The sequence below is a fragment of the Kribbella sp. NPDC050470 genome (genome assembly GCF_044458365.1).
Classification (GTDB): domain Bacteria; phylum Actinomycetota; class Actinomycetes; order Propionibacteriales; family Kribbellaceae; genus Kribbella.
On sequence record NZ_JBITHV010000013.1, the window covers coordinates 283,112 to 303,066 of the forward strand.

At 66.6% G+C, this 19,955-nt stretch carries 17 protein-coding genes and 4 pseudogenes; 3 read left to right on the forward strand and 18 right to left on the reverse strand.

Annotation, left to right across the window (positions count from 1 at the left end; translation table 11 throughout):
* Nucleotides 1–370: 370 nt before the first annotated feature.
* A complete protein-coding gene (locus tag ACIBGM_RS36940; RefSeq protein ID WP_396388195.1) occupies nt 371–1,342 on the forward strand; it encodes an alpha/beta fold hydrolase in 972 nt (323 codons plus the stop codon).
* A 145-nt stretch (nt 1,343–1,487) separates the two neighbouring features.
* On the opposite strand, the pseudogene ACIBGM_RS36945 reads toward ACIBGM_RS36940, so the two are convergent.
* The 8 genes and pseudogenes from ACIBGM_RS36945 to ACIBGM_RS36980 all read right to left on the reverse strand — a co-directional run bounded on the left by ACIBGM_RS36945 (nt 1,488) and on the right by ACIBGM_RS36980 (nt 8,862).
* Nucleotides 1,488–2,741 (reverse strand): annotated as a pseudogene (locus tag ACIBGM_RS36945) (IS3 family transposase).
* Nucleotides 2,742–2,946: 205 nt separating this feature from the next.
* Entirely contained in the window at nt 2,947–3,183 is a 237-nt protein-coding gene (locus tag ACIBGM_RS36950) for a hypothetical protein (RefSeq protein ID WP_396388196.1), read from the reverse strand.
* A gap of 535 nt (nt 3,184–3,718) precedes the next feature.
* On the reverse strand, nt 3,719–5,209 hold the full coding sequence (locus tag ACIBGM_RS36955; protein WP_396388197.1) for an amidase family protein: 1,491 nt from the start codon (nt 5,207–5,209) through the stop codon (nt 3,719–3,721).
* Nucleotides 5,206–5,748 carry a DUF302 domain-containing protein gene (locus ACIBGM_RS36960; protein WP_360536790.1) on the reverse strand — a complete coding sequence of 181 codons (543 nt, stop codon included), beginning with the start codon at nt 5,746–5,748 and terminating at the stop codon, nt 5,206–5,208. Before ACIBGM_RS36960 ends, ACIBGM_RS36955 begins: the two co-directional genes overlap by 4 nt.
* A gap of 71 nt (nt 5,749–5,819) precedes the next feature.
* Nucleotides 5,820–6,245, reverse strand: a pseudogene (locus ACIBGM_RS36965) (sigma-70 family RNA polymerase sigma factor); the annotation flags it as partial.
* A 51-nt stretch (nt 6,246–6,296) separates the two neighbouring features.
* Nucleotides 6,297–6,500, reverse strand: coding sequence for a hypothetical protein (locus ACIBGM_RS36970; RefSeq protein ID WP_360536788.1), 204 nt, complete (start codon nt 6,498–6,500; stop codon nt 6,297–6,299).
* Between the two features lie 16 nt (nt 6,501–6,516).
* Complete coding sequence (locus ACIBGM_RS36975; protein ID WP_360536786.1) at nt 6,517–7,536, reverse strand: redoxin domain-containing protein; 1,020 nt, start codon at nt 7,534–7,536, stop codon at nt 6,517–6,519.
* Nucleotides 7,537–7,659: 123 nt separating this feature from the next.
* The gene (locus ACIBGM_RS36980) at nt 7,660–8,862 is read right to left on the reverse strand and encodes an epoxide hydrolase family protein (protein ID WP_360536784.1); all 1,203 of its coding nucleotides are present in this window, start codon (nt 8,860–8,862) and stop codon (nt 7,660–7,662) included.
* A gap of 265 nt (nt 8,863–9,127) precedes the next feature.
* Between ACIBGM_RS36980 and ACIBGM_RS36985 the strand changes: the two genes are divergently transcribed.
* Together ACIBGM_RS36985 and ACIBGM_RS36990 are read left to right on the forward strand one after the other, a co-directional pair.
* Nucleotides 9,128–9,406 (forward strand): glycoside hydrolase family 15 protein, encoded by a 279-nt coding sequence (locus ACIBGM_RS36985; RefSeq protein WP_360536782.1) that lies wholly within the window; start codon nt 9,128–9,130, stop codon nt 9,404–9,406.
* Nucleotides 9,384–10,265: a glycoside hydrolase family 15 protein gene (locus tag ACIBGM_RS36990; protein ID WP_360536780.1), complete on the forward strand. Its 882-nt coding sequence runs from the start codon at nt 9,384–9,386 to the stop codon at nt 10,263–10,265. The genes ACIBGM_RS36985 and ACIBGM_RS36990 overlap by 23 nt, the downstream gene beginning before the upstream one ends.
* A gap of 8 nt (nt 10,266–10,273) precedes the next feature.
* Here ACIBGM_RS36990 and ACIBGM_RS36995 read toward each other — a convergent pair whose 3' ends face one another.
* From ACIBGM_RS36995 to ACIBGM_RS37040, 10 genes and pseudogenes are all read right to left on the reverse strand, one after another.
* A complete protein-coding gene (locus tag ACIBGM_RS36995) occupies nt 10,274–11,182 on the reverse strand; it encodes a LuxR C-terminal-related transcriptional regulator (protein ID WP_396388210.1) in 909 nt (302 codons plus the stop codon).
* Complete coding sequence (locus tag ACIBGM_RS37000; RefSeq protein ID WP_360536778.1) at nt 11,179–11,832, reverse strand: MBL fold metallo-hydrolase; 654 nt, start codon at nt 11,830–11,832, stop codon at nt 11,179–11,181. Before ACIBGM_RS37000 ends, ACIBGM_RS36995 begins: the two co-directional genes overlap by 4 nt.
* Nucleotides 11,829–12,050 carry a hypothetical protein gene (locus ACIBGM_RS37005; RefSeq protein WP_396388198.1) on the reverse strand — a complete coding sequence of 74 codons (222 nt, stop codon included), beginning with the start codon at nt 12,048–12,050 and terminating at the stop codon, nt 11,829–11,831. The genes ACIBGM_RS37000 and ACIBGM_RS37005 overlap by 4 nt, the downstream gene beginning before the upstream one ends.
* A 473-nt stretch (nt 12,051–12,523) precedes the next feature.
* The gene (locus ACIBGM_RS37010; protein ID WP_360536774.1) at nt 12,524–12,994 is read right to left on the reverse strand and encodes a VOC family protein; all 471 of its coding nucleotides are present in this window, start codon (nt 12,992–12,994) and stop codon (nt 12,524–12,526) included.
* Between the two features lie 172 nt (nt 12,995–13,166).
* Nucleotides 13,167–13,676 carry a hypothetical protein gene (locus tag ACIBGM_RS37015; protein WP_360536772.1) on the reverse strand — a complete coding sequence of 170 codons (510 nt, stop codon included), beginning with the start codon at nt 13,674–13,676 and terminating at the stop codon, nt 13,167–13,169.
* Nucleotides 13,677–14,398: 722 nt separating this feature from the next.
* Nucleotides 14,399–15,196: pseudogene (locus tag ACIBGM_RS37020) on the reverse strand (transposase); the annotation flags it as partial.
* A 743-nt stretch (nt 15,197–15,939) separates the two neighbouring features.
* Nucleotides 15,940–16,287, reverse strand: a complete 348-nt coding sequence (locus tag ACIBGM_RS37025) for a winged helix-turn-helix domain-containing protein (protein WP_396388211.1) — start codon at nt 16,285–16,287, stop codon at nt 15,940–15,942.
* A 45-nt stretch (nt 16,288–16,332) separates the two neighbouring features.
* Nucleotides 16,333–16,548 (reverse strand): annotated as a pseudogene (locus ACIBGM_RS37030) (tyrosine-type recombinase/integrase); the annotation flags it as partial.
* A 1,051-nt stretch (nt 16,549–17,599) separates the two neighbouring features.
* Nucleotides 17,600–18,145, reverse strand: a complete 546-nt coding sequence (locus ACIBGM_RS37035; RefSeq protein ID WP_360536817.1) for a flavin reductase family protein — start codon at nt 18,143–18,145, stop codon at nt 17,600–17,602.
* A gap of 111 nt (nt 18,146–18,256) precedes the next feature.
* Nucleotides 18,257–19,468: an acyl-CoA dehydrogenase family protein gene (locus ACIBGM_RS37040; protein ID WP_360536768.1), complete on the reverse strand. Its 1,212-nt coding sequence runs from the start codon at nt 19,466–19,468 to the stop codon at nt 18,257–18,259.
* Between the last annotated feature and the right edge of the window lie 487 nt (nt 19,469–19,955).

The following is a 19,955-nucleotide window of genomic DNA, read 5'->3' on the forward strand; positions in this document are numbered from 1 at the left end:
AACCCAGGGGTTCGGAGGTCCGCCTCCGGGGCCGAATACACGGTGGCTGCAAGCCGCCGTACGGGTCTCTGGTCCGGAGTACTCACTGACGCTGATGGTGAGCGGCTCGCTGGCCAGCGTCTGACGAGATCCTCTGGCGACTAGGGAGGGGACCAGGGATTCCACGGGCGCCACCGGGGGCCAATCGGACGAGGCTTCCTGACGTCACCGACCTCAAGGTCGGTACTACGAAAGGAGAAACCCCATGGACATGTCCCCCCTGGACACCCCGCCGGGCTCGTCCCCGGCGCCAGCCACCACGCGCCGTCGAAGGTTCTCGCGCCGAATTGTCACCGGTGCCTCGGTAGCACTGGCGACACTGGTCGCGTGCTTGGCATCGCTGTCGGCCGGCACCGCCTCTTCTGCACCGGCCGCGGCGAGCGATTCGTTCGGCTCGGTCGCCGGGTCTCCGCAGCTCTCGGCCGATTTCAGCAAGACCTTCAAAAGCCGGTTCGTGGAGGCCAACGGCATCCGCCAACACGTGGTCATCGGCGGTGATGGACCACCGCTGCTGCTGGTGCACGGCTGGCCGGAGAACTGGTACGCCTGGCGCTTCCTGATGCCAACGCTGGCCCGCAACTACACGGTCATCGCGCCTGACCAGCGAGGGATCGGACTCTCGGAGAAGATCCAGGGCGGGTACGACGCGGGCACCCTCGCCGACGACCTGGCCGCGCTCATGACCGAGCTCGGCCACGAGCGGTTCGCCGTGGTGGGTCACGACACCGGCTACATCATCGGCTACGCGCTGGCCGCCGATCACCGCGACCGGGTCGACCGCCTGGCCGTCGCCGAGATCCCCGGCCCCCCGGGCGTGGGCCAGGACCCGAGCCTGTGGCTCGACGAGCCGATCAACGACAAGGTCTGGCACATCCCGTTCAACCGGGTCAACGACGACCTGATCGTGGACATGGTGCAGAGCAACGCCAACGGCTTCTACGGCTACGAGTTCGCCATCCAGGCCGGCGGGGCCACGCTGCCGAGCTACGCCACCGACTACTACATCAAGCTCTACACCCGCAACAAGGACGTTCTGCGGGCCACCTTCGGGTTCTACCGTGCCTGGGGCGCCACCGTCGCCCAGAACCGGGAGCGCGCGAAGACGCCGCTGACGATCCCGGTCGTTGGCATCGGCGGGGCGAACAGTTGGGGCCCCTACGCAGGCGACGGCCTCAGGGCCGCGGCGAACGACGTGCAGACCGTCGTCATCCCCGGGGTCGGCCACTGGGTCTCCGAGACAGCACCTGAGCAGATGCTCAAGACGCTGGATTCCTTCCTGGCGCCCTACCGCGCAGGCTCGTAACGCCGAACAGGCGCCTGCGAGAACCACGCAGAACCGCACCGCCTGTCCAAGCTCGGCGGGCGACCGGATGCTGTGCACCCAGCACCCAGCACCCGGCTCCGCCGAGCCACGGGAGTGAATCGCCCCGGGTTTCGTGGAGGCCCGATTACCTGGTCCCGGCCTCGGTGAGGACGGGGATTTCACCGTAGTGGTTGGCTTCGAACTCCGTTGGTGGGACGTGCCCGATCTCGCCGTGTAGGCGTCGGTGGTTGAACCAGTCGACGTATTCGGCGACGGCGATGGACTTCCAGCCTCCGTGGGGTCGGGTGGCGGGGTTGCGGATCAGTTCGGCCTTGAACAGTGAGTTGAATGACTCGGCCAGGGCGTTGTAGTAGGAGTCGCCGCGGCTGCCGACGGAGGCGACGGAGTAGGCCTCGGCGAGCCGCTCGGTGTAGCGGACGGCTCGGTGTTGCACCGCGGTCGCTGTGATGAATCAGCCCGGTGACGTCGTGGCCGGCCCGCTGCCGTGCCCACAGGCCCATGTCGAGGGCGTCCAGGGCCAGGTCGGTGCGCAGGCTGGTGGAGACCTGCCAGCCCACGACCAGGCGGGAGAACACGTCGATGACGAATGCGGCGTAGACCCACCCGGAGTGGGTGCGGATGTAGGTCAGCCACCCACAGCTGGTTGGGAGCCTCGGCGACGAACCGCCGCTCGACGAGGTCGGCCGGCCGTGGCGTCTCAGCGCCGTCGCTGACGGTGGTCTTGCGGGTCTTGTCCCGCGTGATCCCTCGCAGGCCCTCGGCGCGCATCAGTCGTTCCACGTTGCAGCGAGCCACTTGGATGTCCTTGCGGATCAGCGCTGCGTGGATCTTGCGCGCGCCGTAGACCTCGAGGTCGTCCTTGTGCAGCCGGCGGATCGCCGGGACCAGCTCGGCGTCACGAACCGCTCGGGCAGACGGCGGCCTGCTCCTGGCGGCGTAGTAGGTGCTCGGGGCAATCTTGATCCCGGCCGCGGCCAGGACTCTACAGATCGGCTCGACCCCGAACCGGTCGCGGTGCCGGTCGACGTAGTCGACGAGCACCGCCATCGGCACCCCGGTTACTTCACCTTGCGGTCGAGCTCCGCCGCCGCGAAAAAGCCGACGCCGTCTTCAGGATCTCGTTGGCCCGCCGAAGCTCGCGGTTCTCCCGCTCCAGCTGCGCGATCCGCTCCGCATCGCTGCTCGTGGTCCCCGCCACCGTCCCCTCGTCGATCTCGGCCTGCCGGACCCACCCCCGCAACGTCTCACGGTGCACGCCCAACTGCTCCACGATCCGCGGAATCGCCCCCGACCTCGTCGCCGGGTCCTTGCGCGCGTCCACCGCCATCCGAGTGGCCCGCTCACGCAACTCGTCGCCGTACTTCCTCGGTGCCGCCATAACTCTCATCGTCCATGGATTGAGAGCCTCCATCAGACCCGGGGCGATTCAGAGTGCCTACAAGGCGTCGATCCTCTGCCGAGTTGCTGGTATGCCTCAACCAGCAGAGCGCGGATCAGGCCCGGGTCGACCTCCTTCCAGGCGAAACGCTTGGTCACCCGTCGCGGGTCATTGGCGCTCCATTCCGCCGATGCCCCAGAGCGTGTCAACGGTGATCTCCGATCGATGGCTTGAGCATCGCTGACACTCGTTGCACATAAACGAGGCTTTCGGCTCGCGGGTTGGCACCAGCGTCAGCGCGCGAAGCGATCGCCTCATCGAGCAGTTCGATAGCCCGACGGATCGACCAGGGTTCAGATATGGCGGCCGGCTGCGCTAGCACGAGATATTGCTTGCCGAGGTCGCTGTGGTGCGAGTCGATGGTCTTCTCTAGATTGCTCATGAGCAACAGGCTTGCGACTGCAAGCTCCTCGCTGAACCCAGACCGCGAACTCCAGAACGCCTGGGATCCACCGAGCGTTGGTGTATCAGCCTGGCCTTCGGCTTAGCACTCTGCCGAAGCTGGCTAGCAGGCCGACACGCGGCAGGAGCAGTACACAAATCCGCTGATACAGGCCCAATCACACGATGTCGGTCCTTCTCGTAATGAGAAGATCATCGTTTCGATGCCCGATCGCTCGGACTACTCGGTGATAACGACTGTTACAACCGGCCTGGGGAATGACCCACGTGGGTTCGCGGCCTGCCGAGTTCCGACTAGTGTTTCGTAATTGAGATCGTTTACATGGTTTGGTGTTACTTCATGCTGGTTGGCACTAGTGTGGGTTTGACGCGGGAGCAGCGGCCGAATCCGCGATTCGCGCCGGCGACGATGGTTGTTCTTCCCTGGAGTTGCATGTCGTGAAGCTCTCTCGTTTCAGGTAGTCGATTTGTGGTGTTAGGCCGGTGCACCTCGTGTCGAGCAGCACCAGTCAGGGTCAGGCGGGTGCGGGCAGCGTGCCGAGAACGCTTTCGACGCGGAGTGCCAGGGCAAGAAGCTCTTGGTCGTGGCCGTGTGCGCCGTTCAGTTCGATCCCGATCGGCAGTCCGCTGCTGGTCAGCCCTGCCGGAAGACTGATCCCCGGGATGCCGGCGCCGCTGGCAGGAACCGTGTTCTTGGACAGGAAGAGATGCGTCACGGCTTCACCTGCGACGCTGAACTCCCACTGGTCAGCGATGGCCGGCGCGGGCGCAGGGGTGGTGGGGAAGATCAGGGCGTCGAAGCCGTCTCGTGCGAACACATCACCGAGCCGCTGCTGCAGCTTCGGACGGTCGACGGCGAGAGTGGCGGCGTACTCCTCATCCGAGAGGTAAGCGGGGGCGCCCGGCACGACGGTGGCGCTCCACACTGCGTGGAGTTGCGGCTTGAGTCCGTTGTAGACGTCGTCGAACGAAACCGGGTAGTCGTTCTCGCGGAGGAACTGGGTCACGGCCTGCTGCGTCTCACGGAGGAACAGGTTCCACGCCGTCCGGTCCGCAATGTCGGAGAAGTCTTCTCCGAGGTCGATCTCGACCACTTCGGCGCCGGCGTCGCGCAGGCGGCGCACGGTCTCCCAGAACTGCTGCTCGACGTCGGGATCGACGAGCTTGAGATAGTGTTTGGGGGCGTAGGCGAATCGTGCACCAGTGAGGCCAGAAGCTTCAGACGGGGAAACGATCGCGCTGCGCCCGACGATCTGGTCAACCAGGATGCAGTCCTCGACGTTGCGAGCCAGGAGCCCTGTGGTATCGAGCACATGTGAGACTGGGGCCACTCCGCCGCGCGGCCACCGCCCGGTGGTCGGCTTGTAGCCGACGATGCCGGTCAAGGCCGCGGGGATCCTGATCGAGCCAACAGTGTCCCCGCCGAACGACGCCGGCACGATACGAGCGGCGACCGAGGCGGCCGAACCGCTTGAGGATCCGCCTGACAGGTGGTCCCGCTTGTACGGGTTCAGCACCTGTCCGTACTCGTCGTTGTGGCCGGTGACCCCGTACGACATCTCGACGAGGTTGTTCTTGCCGAACACGATCGCCCCGGCGGCTTTGACGGCGGTGACGGCCTCGGCGTCCGCCTCGGGAACGAACTCCTTGAGGGCCTTCAGGCCGAGCGTGGTGGGAAGATCCCGCGTCTGGTAGCTGTCCTTGATTCCCACCGGGACACCGAGCAGGGGTGCCGTGGAGCCCGCGGCGCGTGCCTTGTCAGCAACGTTGGCCGCCTCGAGCACAGCCGATTCGTCGATCGTGATGAACGAGTGGATATCCGAGTTCCTGCGTGCTTGGCGAAGGAGTGCGGCGGCGTAGGACTCGGCGGTGGTGTCGCCGCGGCGGATCGCGGTGGCGGCAGCCGCGACGCCGAGCTCTACGAGCTGGGTGTCGCCGGCTCGTGCTGTGTTAGCGAGCATGATTTCTTCCTCTGGATCGTTGTGGGGCCGATTCGTCGCGGTCACTGGTTCACTGGACCAGCGAAGAGCGTGTCGGGTACGGGCACATCGAGGACCTGGAGCAAGTGGATGACTTTGCGGTCCAGTTCTTCCCCGACAGCCGTGATTTCCGGGGTGTCGAAGCTGGAGAACCGAGTGCTGGGCTGATCGATCGAGAACCGAGTGATGCCCAACTCGTCGCGATGGATCGCTGCCCGCAACGGGGCGTAGAGCATCACTGCCGGATCGTGCCGGTATATCCGCTCGGCGATGGTGTGGTTGCCCATCAGGTAGGAGGAGCAGTCACCGGCGTCCCCGGCGAGCTGCATGGTCTCGCCGACGTCGGTGCTCCAGAACCGCATGAAGCCGTGCGGGGCGTTCTCCGCTGCCGCGCGGAGAACAGTGTCCCAGTCGGCCCGGTCGGCGCGCAGCCGCTCCATTCGCTTCGTGTCCAGCACGGGCACGACGGCCTCGTATCGAGCACGGAAGTCCGCGAAGGACGCTCCGGTGTCGATCGACCAGCGGACGACCTGATGGGGGACGGAGATGAAGGTCTGGTCAGACATTCGGTGCTCGCTCCTCTCGAGTTCGTGGCAGCGGCCCCGGGGCCCCTGGCCAAAGTAAAATGGTCGCGCAGTTGTGCGCGGGCGCGGTGCAGCCGGCTGGCGACCGTGCCGCTCTGAATGCCGAGCCTTGAGGCGACTTCGTCGTACGTCAGGCCGTCGACATCGTGCAGGACGACGGCGGCCAGGGCGCCAGGGCTCAGTTCGTCGAGCGCGGACCGCACATCGGCGTCGAACATTCGGTGCTCGAGGTCCTGGTCGGGAGCCGGGCTAGTGGTGATGTGGAACGCGTCGGGGAGTGGTTCGAACCGGATGCCGTGGCGTCGTCGTACCTGGTCGAGGAACAGGTTGCGGGTGATGCGGTACAGCCAGCCCTCGAAGGTCCCCGAGGTGCAACCGTGCAGCACGCTCGGTCGTTGCTGATGCGATCGTCCATGGCTGTGACTCTCGGGAGCTGGTACGGCGGACGGGCGCTGAGTGAACTCGGAACGCCCGCCCACCGGGTTGGTGGATTTCTGGCCGCACTGCCTCTGGTCGGGCAGACATCGGACCTACTCGATCTGTTCGGCGCCGGCCGGGCCGGGGATGGGGTCATTGGTGATCCGCAGCCCGGCGAACCGCCGGTCCATCGCCGCGGCGTATCGGTCCGCGGCCGCGGGTGCGGCGATGAGCTCGGCGATCACGTGCACGCCGAACCAGACCCGCACTCGCCGCCGGGTGTCGGCGGTTGCACCGCCTGGAACTCGATCTGACATGGCCGGATCTCCTCGTCTATCCGAACGTGAATGCATAGGCCTGGGCGCCGGGATCGAGGAAGGTGATCTCGAACGTGCGGTCCTTGATTGGACCGGACTGCCGAACGAGTTGGTACAGCCGCTGCTCGGCAACTGTCCCGTTGCCTTGGTGGTCGACATCGACTCCTTGAGCCGCGCCGGGCGGTTGTCCGTCGATGAGCAGGCGGAACCGCACCGACGCTCCTGGAACAGCGGGGCCCATGACGAGATGAAGATCCCGGGCGTGAAATCGGCAGGTGATCCGCGCGTCCGCCGCAGCCGATGTGATGGCTTGTTCCGTCATCGTCCACGCACCCGACAAGGCCCAGTGATTGGTTCTCAGCGCAGCGGGGGCCGCATAGGTGTGGCGCGTGCCCGGCACGGGGCCGCCCGGAGATGCGAAGTTCCGGGTGCGTTCGGAGCCGGTGTAGGTCTCCGGCGATCGCAGGCTGGCCCAGTCCGCGGCCGCCTCGATGCCTTCGGCATCCACCGGCGTCGATCCATGACCGTCTCCAGCGGATCCGGCCTCGGCCAGCAGTTGCTGGATGACCCTCTCGGACTGGCGATACTCACCTTCGCCGAAGTGCTGATGCCGCAGTAGTCCGTCGGCGTCTGCGAAGTACAGAGCCGGCCAGTAGTGATTGCCGAAGTCGCTCCAGACCGCGTACTCGTTGTCGAGCGCGACCGGGTAATCGATCTTCATCTTCCGCATCGCCCGGCGCACATTTTCGACGTCGGTCTCGAACCCGAACTCGGGGGTGTGTACTCCGACCACGATCAGCCCATGGCCGGAGTACTTCGCGACCCATGCCCTCAGATAGGGAAGCTGACGGAGCCAGTTGATGCAGGTGTAGGTCCAGAAGTTGACCAGGACTACCCTGCCGCGCAGCCCGGTTGCCGTCAGCGGCGGTGAGTTCAGCCATCCGGTCGCGCCGCCGAAGGAACGCAGCTCTCCCTGGACCGGCAGCCGGCTCGTCTCCGGGCGCAGCCCAGCAGGGTCGGGCGATCGTGCTGGCATGACATACCTTCCTTAGCTGGAGTACGAGGTCGCCGCACGACTCGGCGGACCGACCGGCTCGGGTCGTGCCACCAGGTCGTCCCGCCGAGCGAGTGCGACGACCGACAGTCGGACTGTTGTCGTCTAGCGAAGCGATCGGAAGCCGGCGCGCACCTCATCAACAAAGAGGCGCGGTTGCTCCCAAGCGGCGAAGTGACCGCCGACGGTGAGCTTGTTGTAGTGGACGAGGTTGGGATACGCCTGCTCGGCCCAGCTTCGCGGGGCCTGGTAGAGCTCGTCAGGGAAGGCGCTCACGGCGACTGGAATGGTGACGCCCTTGACGGCGAAGAACGAGAACTTGCTCTCCCAGTAGAGCCGCGCTGCGGACACGCCAGTGTTCGTCAGCCAGAAGTGGGTGATGTTGTCGAGGACGTCATCTCGGCTCAGGCCCTCGGGCACGCCGTCGAAGCTTCGGGAGATCACCGCCAGCGACGCCGCGTCGTGGTCGAGCATGAAGGCAGCCAGTCCGACGGGCGAATCGGCCAGCGCGGTGAGCGACTGCGGGCGATCCCCCATCAGGTAGGCGTAGTGGGCGTGCTTGTAGAAGAAGCTCAGCTGGTCGCAGGCAGCCTGTTCGTCATCGGGGAGGCCTGATGGCGGCTGACCACCGGCGGCGAGTGCCGCGTCGAGCTCGGGCGGGACCGTGCCGGGCATGTTGGCGTGGATGCCGACCAGCTCCGGTGGCGTGTCCAGGGCCATCAGGTCGACGACGACCGAACCCCAGTCGCCACCTTGCGCGACGAACTTCGTGTAGCCGAGGCGCCGCATCAGGTCGACGTACGCCCGGGCGATGCGGACCGGGCCCCATCCGGTGGTGGTCGGCTTGCCGGAGTAGCCGTAGCCGGGCATAGAGGGGATCACCACGTGGAACGCGTCTGACGCCTCCCCACCGTGTGCTGTCGGGTTTGTCAGCGGTTCGATGATCTTCAGTTGCTCGACGATGGAGCCCGGCCAGCCGTGGCAGACGAGCAGCGGCAGCGCGTCCTCGTGCTTCGAGCGGATGTGGAGGAAGTGGATGTCCAGTCCGTCGATCTCGGTGATGAACTGGGGCTGGGCATTGAACTGCGCCTCGCACTTGCGCCAGTCGTACTCCGTTGCCCAGTAGCGCGCAAGCGCCTGGATTGTCGCCAGTGGGGTGCCCTGCGTCAGATCGTCGACGGTCTCCTTCTCCGGCCAGCGGGTGGCCAGGATGCGGGCACGCAGGTCCTCCAGATCCGTCTCGGGCACGTCGATCCGGAACGGGCGGAGCTCTGTGGCTCCGGCTGGGGTTTCAACCGTGAGAGCCATGCGGTCCTCCTTGGTTCGGGGGCGGTAGTGGTTTTGCGGATGCTGTGAAGCCTGGCGTCGCGGTGCTTTGCTTCGCACCCGTACAGGCACTGGGCCACCCCCTGGGTGATCCTTCGTTTCGTCCCAGGGTGCAGCTTCGAGCTCGGCTCACACCACGCGGCGACGGCGGGAGGGACTGACCGGTTCCGCGGGGGCGCGGCGGGACAGGACCCGGGGCAGGTACCTGCATGTCGAGCCAGGGGAGCCGGGCCAGGACTTGGTACGGGTGCGACGAGTGCCGTCCGCCACCGACGCTTGCGATCGCTCCGACCGGCAGCATTCTGGCTGCTGCCACCACCTGCCCGAGACGATCGGTGGTTCCCGCAACTGGGACTACCGGTACTCCTGGTTGCGCGATGCCACCTTCACACTGCGAGCGTTCCTTGCCACCGGTCATCTCGAAGAGGTGGCAGCCTGGCGCGACTGGCTGGTCCGCACCGTCGTCGACAAGCCTTCGGACTTGCAGATCATGTACGCCGTCGATGCGCACCGACCGCCTATCTGAACAGGTTCTCGACTGGCTCCCGGGGCATGCCGGCTCCGCACCTGTCAGGGTAGGGAACGCCGCAGCGACCCAGCAGCAGAACGATGTCTGGGGGGAGGTGCTCGACATCCTCGCGGCGGCTCGCGACGCCGGTGTACCGGATGCCGTGGATCAGGCGAAGCTGGAGCGGGCTCTGCTCGACGAGAGCGAAGTCCACTGGCGGGAGCGCGACCACGGGCTTTGGGAGGTGCGGGGTCCACGGCGGCACTTCCTGCACTCCAAGCTGCTCTCGTGGGTAGGAGTCGACCGGGCCGTCGAAAGCCTTGAGCAGCAGGGAATCGGCGCGCCGCAGCGGCTCAGGGACTTACGCGGTACCGTCGCACGGGAGATCCTCGATCGCGGCTACCGCCCTGGCCGTGGCGCCTTCACTCAGTCCTACGGCTCCGACCGGCTCGACGCGGCTGTGTTGCTGATGCCGCGCTACGGTTTCATTCCGTGGCATGACTCCCGCGTCATTGCCACCGTCGACGCGATTCAGCGCGACCTCACCCATCATGCGCTGGTACGGCGGTATCTCGTCGACGATCACGCGGTCAACATCGACGGCGTGCCCGGATGTGAAGGGACCTTCCTGGCCACGTCCTTCCGGCTTGCAGACGCACTGCACGGCATCGGCCGCACGGATGAGGCCGACGAGTTGTTTGAGCGTCTGCTCGCGCTTCGCAACGACGTCGGCCTGCTGAGCGAGGAGTACGATTCAGCGACGGGGGATCACCTCGGCAATACGCCCCAGGCCTTTAGCCACGCAGCGCTGATCACGACCGCACTCACCCTGAGCATTGCGCCGGCTGTGCACGGAGAGTCCAGCTTGGTTGCGTAGCCGTCTGCCTAGTCCTGGGCCATCGCCGTTTCCGGGTTGTCGAGCGCGGTGGCCAGCTCGCGGCGAGAACGGATCCCGAGCTTGCCGAACACGTTGCGCAGATGCCATTCAACGGTCCGCGGGCTGACGAAGAGCCGTGCACCGATCTTCGGGTTGGACCGGCCCTCGCGTGCCAGCAATGCGATCTGCCGCTCCTGCGCGGTGAGGTCGTCGCGCGTCTCCAGCGTCCATTGCGCACCTTCTCGCCGGTGGCCCGGAGCTCGTCCCGAGCGCGCTCGGCGAAACCTTCCATCCCTATTCCGGTGAGCATCTCGTGGGCTGTCCGCAGTGCTGCCCGCGACTCGACCTGCTGGTTCTCCCGGCGAAGCCACTCGCCGTACAGCAGGTATGGGCGGGCCAGCTCTGGACGCAAACCGGTACGGCTCAGCCGCTCGATCGCTTCGCGATAGAGGTCGGCTGCGGTCGCTCCTCCACTCACCACGCACGACAGCGTGCCTCGATCCCGAGCGCGATGTCGGTGCCGCAGGGCTGTGTCGTCTCCGCGAGCTGCGCCAGCGCATTGCGTGCCCGCGAGGTGTCGCCGTTGTGTGAGGCCGCCTCGACCAGTTCGGGCAATGCGGAAGGAGCCGAGGCGTCGTGGTGGTGGCTTCGGCCTCCCGTCCTTGCAAGGCGCGAAGCCTCAGCAGGGTGTACGGCGTGATCGGGCTTCCGATCGCGGCCGCGACGTTGTCCACCTCCGAGATCAGGGCGGCCGTGCCCGCGAAGTCACACGTCCAGGGGAGTGCTAGACCTACCTGTGAGAGGAAGAGTGGCAGTTGCGCCAGTGCGCCCGCGTACCGGACGAGCTGGACCTGGCGGCGGGACAGTGTCAGAAGTCCTTCGATATCCCATACGACGGCGCTGGCGGCCGCGGTCATCCACCCCCACCGCAGCAGGTCCTCGATCGAGATATTGCCGAGCACCTGAGTGGCTCGTTGCAACGTCGGCGCCGCGGCGGCGTGGCCGTCCCCTGCGCCTCGGATCCTTCCGCGGCCGCCGTCGCGATCCCTAACCGGGCGGCCGCACGCCAAAGCAGGCGCGGATCGCCGACCGGTTCGGCCGCTGCAAGCATCAATAGACGACGCGTGGGGTCCTCGAGCGGGGCGAGTCGTCGTACGAAGCTCTCCTCGATCCGTCCGGTCAGCGCCTGCGCTTCGAGCAGACCGAAGCCGCCTGCCAGTTGCGTCGCTGTCAGCCCGCGCGGCAGCTCGAGCAGTGCGAGCGGATTTCCCCGGGTCTCGGCGATGATCTGATCCCTGACCCGCTCGTCCAGGACGAATCGCACAGCTGAACTCAGCAGCATCCGCGCTTCACCGTCGGGTACGCCACCCAGCTCCAGCGCACTCGAGGCGCTGGGCGGTGGCCCGCTGCGCGTACCGGGGTGCGCTTTCGGGCAGATCGACATGGCACCGGAGTGGTCGGAGTGGTGGTGGCTGTAGACCACGTGCGTGATCGGCTTCCTGGTGACGCGGTCGATGGCGCGCAGGATGTTGTTCCCCAGCGTCGGTGGGGCGTCGATGGCGATCACGCTCTCGTGGTGACGACGAACATGGTCTGGTAGCTGCCGTCGCCCAACCAGAAGATGCCCTCGGCGATCTCGTCCATCACGTACCCCGCCGCCGGCACCTCCGGACCTTTCGCGATCTCGGGCACAGGGGCGGTCGGAGCCTCCCTACGGCGTCTGGCTTCCTCCGAGAAGCTCAGCGCGACTGCGGTTTCACCGCTGCTTGCAGTGGCAGTTGACATGTCCTCCATGTGGTTCTTTGTCGGGAGCTCGCACGGCGCCAACGCCCGGTCCCGCGGGTTCGAAGACTCGCGGCCGTCAGACGGTGCTTGCACGGGCTCCCCTGCCCGGCTGGTCCGGGCCTGTGGGTGTTCGAGAAGTTCAGCGTGTGGCGTCGCGCGCCGTCGTCGCGCCCGGGGATTCCCGGGCGTGACTGGCCCGGTTCCTGGCCTTGTGAGCCAAGACCTTGAGCCGCAGGCCGGAGAGCCGCACGCGTTGGTGCTCAGACGCGGCCGGAAAGCCGCTGCGTGATCTCCTGCAGGATCCAGCGGTTGCCTTCGATCGTCGCTGGTCAGGAGCACCTTTCAGTTCATCAACACGGCCTCAGCATCAAGAGCCGTGAAAGCGCCGGGCTAGGTCGGGGCTAGGTCACCCTTGGGCAAGACGCCTTTGACACTCACAATGCTTACTGCAAAGGCGCGGTGGTGACGGCGGGTTAGTAGGTGATCCTGCCGGGGATGCGCTCGGTGACCTCTTGGAGGACCCATGTGTTGCCGTCCGGGTCGGAGAACGCCGCCTGGCTGACGTACGAGCGACCCTGGGGGTCGCGCCCGGGCTCGGGCTCCCCGCCCGGGGCGGCGTGGAAGATGTCGCCGATGTCGATGCCGCGGTTTCGGATCTCGGCGTGGGCGGCCTCGATGTCGTCGACGATCAGCAGCAGGCCCTGCAGCGGTGGACCGGCGAGCGGGCCGAACTGGACCGACGCCGGGGAGCCCGGCGGGGTGAACTGCACGCCGCGTACGTGTTCGGTGAACTGGAAGTCGATGTCCAGCTGCCACCCGAGGCGCTGGTAGAAGTCCTTGGCGCGGTCGAAGTCGGTGACCGGGATGCGCGTCACCTCGAACTTCAGGGGCACTTGGGCCAGGTCCTGTCCTTCGGGCGGCGACGGAATGCTGTTCACAGTCATGTTGGCTCCTTTTGGGGTGGTAATCGGGCTTTGGTGATGCTGATGGCTGGCGCGCACCGCACCGCGAGGCTGACGTCTCGGGGGTGCTGACCGCGCAGGATAGGGCAGGGGGTAACTGCCGCACCACCGTCCGAGATCGATGGCCCTACTGGTCGTGTTGCCGGCGTGGATGTCAGTTCAAGACGTTCGCGCTCCACAGCTGGTTTTGGCCGACGTGGTCCGGGTTTCCCCGCAGGCGCTGGATTTTGATCTGGGGCACCTTCTTGTGGGCCGGGTTACCTACCAGCGTCATCGCGAACGGGTTTTCGAAGTCGGTCGTGTTCCCCATGATGATGGGGAAGTACAGGGGGCCGGTGGATGGCGAGTCGGTGGTGTCGAGGATGAACACGGTCGACCCTGGGGTGTCGCACGGCTGCAGTGTGAGGCCCGCGTTCTGGTACGGCATCCCCGGGAGACCCGAGCAGAGGCCGGTGGGCACGCCGTTGGGCGCGTATTCGAGTTGCACCGCATCCAGGGGGCCGTACTGTGCGTTGATAGCGGCGGAAACCATGCCGATCTCGTAGAAGGACGTCACCGACCCGGCGACCCTCACGATGATGTCGCCGGCGGGGTTGGTGGTGCTCGGAGGCGCCAGGATCGCCGGGGTGCCCACCGCGGCGGTGCCGCCATACACGGTCTCCACGAACCGAGGGTTCGTTGGGGAGCCGTACCTGGCGCTGTAGACCTGGATGCAGTGCGGGCTGCACTCGGGCGTAGCGGCGTTCGCTGGGACCTCTGCCACAGCGCCTGCAGCGCAGAGGAGGAGCCCTGCCATCGTCGCGATCGTCAGTTTGTTCTTCAGTGAAGTGCTAGTTCTGGTCCGCATACCAGGTACCTCCGGGTCTGAAACCGCGTGAATGGCGGCTGCTGTCGATCATCGGCGACAACCCGCTTGATCGGCCCCTGGGGATACCCTGGTCCGAACACTGGTTCTGGTGCGGACAGTTCGCGTCGCGTGTTGGCGGGAGCGCGCGCGATGCATCGCGGCGCCACATCGGCGTACGTCGTGCTGGGCCCGCCCGTGCAGAGATCCCGCCTTTCCGCCCTCCTTGACTCAGCGGCGCAAGCCCGCAAGTTGCGATGCAGATGCAGTGCCCGTGTGTCGGGGACTGAGCGCCTCTACGGCGTATCCAATGGCGGCTCGGTTGGGGGATCCGGGTGCGGTTCATTCGGCGCCAGCCAGTGCCGAACGGTTCTCCAGGGATCGGCATCTCGGTTCCGAGTTCCGTCTCGAAGACCCTGCCGAGCTGATCACGGTCCGGGTTTCTGACCACGACCAGCTGCTGGAGGGCATCGTCGCTGAGTTGGGTGTGCGCAGCGTCCTAGACGTGCCGTTGACCACCGGGGGCGGCCGCAGAACTGACCTGCGTCCAGGTGCGCAGTCCAGGCCTGCTTCGGGATTCGCGGCAGCGTCTGGGCGAAGTCGTCGGGCAGGGTGAACCCGACCGAGTACGAGAACCGCTGCGCAACGACCCAGTCGAGGAACTCGTGGGTGCAGCCGGCCGCGTCGGCGCGGATCAGCACCTTGCACCCAGGCCGGGTTCCCGGCCGGTGCCCGGGGAGTTGTTTGAGGGCGTCGCGGACCACACTGATGTGGTCGGCGGCGGTGTTCGAGCCGGCGTTGCCGGGCCGCAGCAACACCGCCAGCGGCTCGCCCGACCCGTCGGGTCCGTGGTCGACGAACGCGCACAACGGGTGGAATCCATAGCCCCGCTTGAAGGTTGGAGCCGCGCCCTGCTTGTCCGAATGCGCACCCCACCAGCGTGGCGTCGGTATCGACGTTCAGTGGGTCATCGCCATCGCGGTCGGCGTTCGGCGCGTGATCGCCGGCCAGCGCCCACACCCGTGCGCGAGCAGCCGCCCGGGCGACATCGATCGCCTTCAGCACTCGCCCGACGTCACCTGCGAGTGCGTCGATCGTGCGGAAAACCGTCGGATCCGACGCGACCGGACCGAACAGGCCCGCCTCGCCACGCAGTACCGCGATGTCGGCCAGGCAATCCCTGCCCAGCCCGAGGGTGATCGCGAGATCGGTGACATCTTGGCCGGGTCGTGCCGGGCCAACGGTTTGCGCCACGGCGCCAACACCCGCGACAACTCCACGCCCAGGCCGCTGGCCCGGACCGCTTCGGTGAGCAGCACGCCACCGGCCTGCGACACCACACCGGATCCCGCAGCATCTACCCGAACACGCGGTTACAACCCGGTGGTCTTCACGTAGAAGGCCGGCGGCGCGTCGCCTCAGACCGCCTCAGCCGGTCGGCGACGTCGGCCGAACTGACGCGCCATTCTTGTTGAGGTGGCCACGACCCAAAGATGCGGCGTGCCGGAGGCAGCTGCCTTGACGATCGCGCCGGATTCGCCGGGGCGTTTGTCCTTGGCGTGTACGGCACGACGATGAGGTTTCGACGTCCGAAGCGTGAGCGCCGACCGAGCTGACTCATCCCGGCGGGCTCGTACCGGCCCCGTGCCCTAACGAGAGCAGGCCAGCGGGCTCGACCGGTCACTCATGGGGTGCCACCGACCGAGCTCAGGCTCAGCGATCTACGTTCATCCAGGCGAGAGCGCCACAACCGCGTGCAGGGTGGCAGCCGGTACACCGCCCAGCTCGTCGCCGCGACCCGTTGAGCCAGCGGTGGCCGGCGGCGGTGCAGACCGCCCCTGATCATGGGTCGGAGTGGGCCAGCGGACGGGGGAGTTGTGGTGGCGGCGTGGAGCCATTCGTGGAGCGAACTGCCCGATACGGATGAGAGATACGGGCACCGGAGTTAGGTTCTTTGCAACGAATCAGGCCTGAAGACGCAGATGTGGCGGCGACCTTCCTCCTCGTAATGAGAAGGTCGTCGGTTCGACTCGTGCTCCGTTCGTCGATCCCCGACCTGTTGACCGCCTCGCCCAGGCTGCCGCTATGACGTTGCTGTCGGCTTGAGTTCGGTGACGGAGGCCAAAGGCGGACCGTCGCCGGCAGCAACCTTCGCACGCTTCCCGCGGGACGCGGTTACAAGACCTGCCGTCACCAGCAGTGCCACCGCGCGGTGGGCCGTGCTGGCGGCGACGCCGTACCGGGCGGCGAGAGTCTTCTCAGGTGGCGACGGGTCACCGTGAGTCAGAATGCCGGCGTCAATGGCGCCGCGAAGATCGGCCGCAATGCGCTCGTATGGCTTCAGATCTTCGTCCGTGACATCGGGTACGGCCGACTTCGAGGTAGTAGCTTCATGTGCCGCCGGTGGTGCAGGGAGGCGCACGGGGGTCACTCCAGCTGCGCGCTGGTCTGCTTCGGACCACCAGGCCGTGTAGACCCGCAGCGTCGTGGTGCCGCCGCCTGAGTGACCCAAGGGGCCAGCTGCGGAGCGTACGTTGTATCCCGCCATGATCAGCTCGGTTGCGTTGTAGTGGCGGTGGTTCTTGAGCTCGGTATCGATCCCGAGTCGCTTCGCGAGCCTCGCATAGCGTTTGCTGGCGGAGTCCGGATGCAGCGGCCGACTTCCGTCCGGCGCTGAAGAGAAGATGTACCCGTTCGGGGTCGAATGAGATGCCGAGCTCGGCGGCGCGCTGGCGGCAGCGTGCTTCGTGTTCGTCTAGGACTGCGTCGGGCTCAGGGTCCAAGACGATCCGTCGCTGTTGATGCGTCTTGGTGTCCTTCACCTCGAGCTGGCCGGCGTCGTTCACGAAGATCGAGCGCCGGATGCCCTCCACAACGCAGACACCCACGTCACAGCACCCTCTCGAAACCTGAGCTTGAGGGAACTTTGTTCTAGTGACCCAAGCGACATTCGCTGACTGTCAAGCCTGCTACACGCACGGCTATCTCGGCGGCCCGTGGCCAAAGGCGGCCTGAACTCGAACGTGCACTGATGTGCGCGGCCAGACTTGCTGCAGCGGTTCGCCGGGAGGTGAGCCGCCAACAGATGCGCGACATGTGTGCGCTGACCGATCTGCGACAGGCAAGATGTGTGGCGGCCATCTGGGACGCCGGACAACGCACGTGCTGTCAGGACGCCACAGGCCGACATCTCATGGTCATGAAACCGCTCCTGGCCGTGATGGAGGGCCTCGGTGGGTGAAGTCCGGGCGTGGTGCACTCGGGGCCGCAGGCAACCATTTGACCCCTCTCGCCGACCACGGGGAGGTGCTTGAAGCCACCGTCAAGAGACGGCAGGAGGTCTTACCTGGTGGTAACTCAGTTCATCAAGCGAAGAGTCTGGATCCCGGTTGGCGCCGCGATCGTCGTGCTGGCGGCGGAATCGGCAGTAGCGGTGGAAGCGGCTACTGGCGCGCCGCCGCGCGCAACTCGATCATCGTGCGTACGGGCCGGCGAACGGCCGGTAGCCGTAGTACCCCTGGACGTCCTCGTCAGCTGCGTCGTGGACGACACCACCCACGAGCTCGCTCAGCACTCGCCTGCGCATCCGGCCCGCCGACGCGTACGGCTGACACGTTCTTCGACAGCTCCGGCCTCCGGTTGATCGCTGGGCTGAGCTGGTTGCCGTCGGTGTCCAAGGGAGACGCGGCATTCGCCCATGCCGGTGGGCCGCAGACGCGGTAGAGCCCCGCTGGGCGAGGCTCCTATGCAGTCTCCAGAGCGCCGGTCAGCGAGGTCGCGGACAGACAGAATCCGCCGTCGTAGAACAGAAGCGGCTGATCGACGCGTTCGGCTGATCCGCCGACGACGGTGCCTACCAGCAGCATGTGATCGCCGCAGGGCCACGCCTGCGCAAGTATGCAGTCGATGACGGCGAGCGAATCGGGGACAACAGGTGACCCGGTCACCAGGGTGGATTCGCAGATCCCCGCGAGCCGCTGGTCAGGCGTTCGCGTCTTGTCCGCCAAACGGGTCGCCAGCTCGCGCTGCTCGCAGCCGAGCACGTTTACGGCGAATCTGGCGGCGGTGAGGATCGTCGGCAGGGTCCGTGACCTGCGGTCGAGGCACACCAACACTTGCGGCGGGCGCAGCGACACCGAGGTGAACGCGTTCACAGTGATGCCCTCCGGGCCGTCGGGTCCCGGACAGGTCACGATAGTGACGCCGGTAGCGAACCGCCGCATCAACGTCCGGAACCTGTCGGGATCCACCGCGGGCCTGTCCGAGGTGCCGCAGGTTGCTGCGGGCATGGTGTCCACCTCTTGGATCGTGGGTCGGCGTCGCGGAAGGGTCGGGAAGATGCAGTCGCTCTCCAGACCGACTAGCGGCCGTCCCGTGGATGCGTACTGCGGCTGGCGCCGCTAGAAGGCAACGACGGGGAAGTCCGGTGGAACCCCGAGACACACTTGCCCGAAGGTCCCATAGCGCTGCTCAGAGGCGAAGACGTGATGTCGCATCGTCTGGACGTCCCGGAAGCAGCGTTCCAACGGGCTGGTGGCTCGAAATGCCGTCGTTCCGGCGATGCTGCATGCGAGCTCCACCGCCTGGACCGCGCTGCTCATCGCGTGGGCCATCGCGAGCAGGAGCTCGGCCTTCTGCTCCAGCGAATGGGGCTCGCCGTCGATGCATCGCTGCCATGCTTGGCTCAGGGTGTGAAGGAGCAGCAATCGCCCCGAGCGCAGGATCGCTTCGGCTCGGCCGAGCTGGGCTTGGGCCGAGGCGCGTTCCTTCAGCGGGCCGCTCGATGCCACTGGGGTCTTGGTCCGGGCGAGCTCGGTCACCTCGTCGAGGGCTCGTCGCGCCACCCCCAGCATCGGGGTTGGGATACCGCCGGCCGCCGCGCCGGCGATCGGGAGTCGATACAGCGGACCGCGATAGTGCGATCCCGGCTCGAAGTCCGGCAGCCAACACAGGAAGGTCCTGGACTTGGGTACGAACACGTCGCTGACCGAGATGTCGTTGCTGCCCGTGCCCCGCATCCCCATGACGTCCCACGTGTCGATGATTTCGCACTGCTCGCTGGGGAAGTAGACCATGCGTATCTCGGGGCCACCAGCGGCGGAGTCGTCTTCGTCAACAAGCACCGTCGACGAGATCCAGTCGGCGTCATAGCAGTTGCTGACGAACGGGGCTCGACCGGAGATCCGGTAACCGCCGTTGGTCGATGTCGCCTGCAGGGGGCGGCCGAGCTGTGCGGCGATGAGGATGTCCGCTCCGCGGCTGTAGATCGCCTCGGCCCCCTCGTCGGGCAGACGCGCGCAGAACCAGGCCCAGTCCAGGGGATTCTCCAGGCTCCACGCGGCCGCTGAGTCGTGGCGTCCGATCTCCTCCACGACAAGGGCGCGGGTGACGGGGTCGGTCTCCAGCCCCCCGAGCGAACGGGGAGTGCTCATTCGCAGCAGACCCGTCTCCCGCAAGGCATCCAAGACGGGCTGGGACAGGCGCCGTTCCCGCTCTGCTTCCTGGTTGTGCTTGTCGATGATCGGCGCGATCTGTCGCGCCGCGGCGATCAGCGAGGAGTCGGGTTCCCAATGCAGGTCGCGTGTTCCTTGTCTCGCGGTGATCCCGGCCATCACCATCAGCTGCCGTTCGCCGCAGCGATGTTCGGGTTGCCGAGGAAGACGTTGTCCGGGTCGCTCGGACGACCGCTGTGTCGGCTGGTCGGTGCTCTCATTGCTCCTCCTCGATGCTGGACAAGTTCAGCCCAGCACCGGTGGACACCGACGTGAAGTCAAAGATCTGGACCTCGAAGCAGGGACTCCGGACTTCCCTGCGGGTGAGAGGATCGCGACACTGAAGTGGCCAAGCCCTACGGGCCGCACTGCTCCATCGCCCCGGGGCGCGGAGATCCTTGCCGAGGGTGGACGCCGCTGATCGTCCGCCACCCGCATCTGAGCTGTGGCACCCTCGGCGCGATCCTGGAGGGCGCGCCCGGGCTCTCTCACGCCGTGCTCGCTCAGCGGGCTCAAGCAGCTCCCTTTCGTCTGTCGCTGGACGGGGCAGTGTGGTGACGGGTGTCCGAGTGGTTCGTCTTACGGTCCTGTTATGGGCTGGGCCGGG

Excerpts from the sequence above, each read along its gene's own strand:
- ACIBGM_RS36950 (WP_396388196.1), bottom strand. The coding sequence starts at position 3,183 with ATGAGCAATCTAGAGAAGACCATCGACTCGCACCACAGCGACCTCGGC.
- ACIBGM_RS36960 (WP_360536790.1), bottom strand. The coding sequence starts at position 5,748 with ATGTCTGACCAGACCTTCATCTCCGTCCCCCATCAGGTCGTCCGCTGG.
- ACIBGM_RS36970 (WP_360536788.1), bottom strand. The coding sequence starts at position 6,500 with ATGTCAGATCGAGTTCCAGGCGGTGCAACCGCCGACACCCGGCGGCGA.
- ACIBGM_RS36975 (WP_360536786.1), bottom strand. The coding sequence starts at position 7,536 with ATGCCAGCACGATCGCCCGACCCTGCTGGGCTGCGCCCGGAGACGAGC.
- ACIBGM_RS36980 (WP_360536784.1), bottom strand. The coding sequence starts at position 8,862 with ATGGCTCTCACGGTTGAAACCCCAGCCGGAGCCACAGAGCTCCGCCCG.
- ACIBGM_RS36990 (WP_360536780.1), top strand. The coding sequence starts at position 9,384 with ATGCGCACCGACCGCCTATCTGAACAGGTTCTCGACTGGCTCCCGGGG.
- ACIBGM_RS36995 (WP_396388210.1), bottom strand. The coding sequence starts at position 11,182 with ATGACCGCGGCCGCCAGCGCCGTCGTATGGGATATCGAAGGACTTCTG.
- ACIBGM_RS37005 (WP_396388198.1), bottom strand. The coding sequence starts at position 12,050 with ATGTCAACTGCCACTGCAAGCAGCGGTGAAACCGCAGTCGCGCTGAGC.
- ACIBGM_RS37010 (WP_360536774.1), bottom strand. The coding sequence starts at position 12,994 with ATGACTGTGAACAGCATTCCGTCGCCGCCCGAAGGACAGGACCTGGCC.
- ACIBGM_RS37035 (WP_360536817.1), bottom strand. The coding sequence starts at position 18,145 with ATGCCCGCAGCAACCTGCGGCACCTCGGACAGGCCCGCGGTGGATCCC.
- ACIBGM_RS37040 (WP_360536768.1), bottom strand. The coding sequence starts at position 19,468 with ATGGCCGGGATCACCGCGAGACAAGGAACACGCGACCTGCATTGGGAA.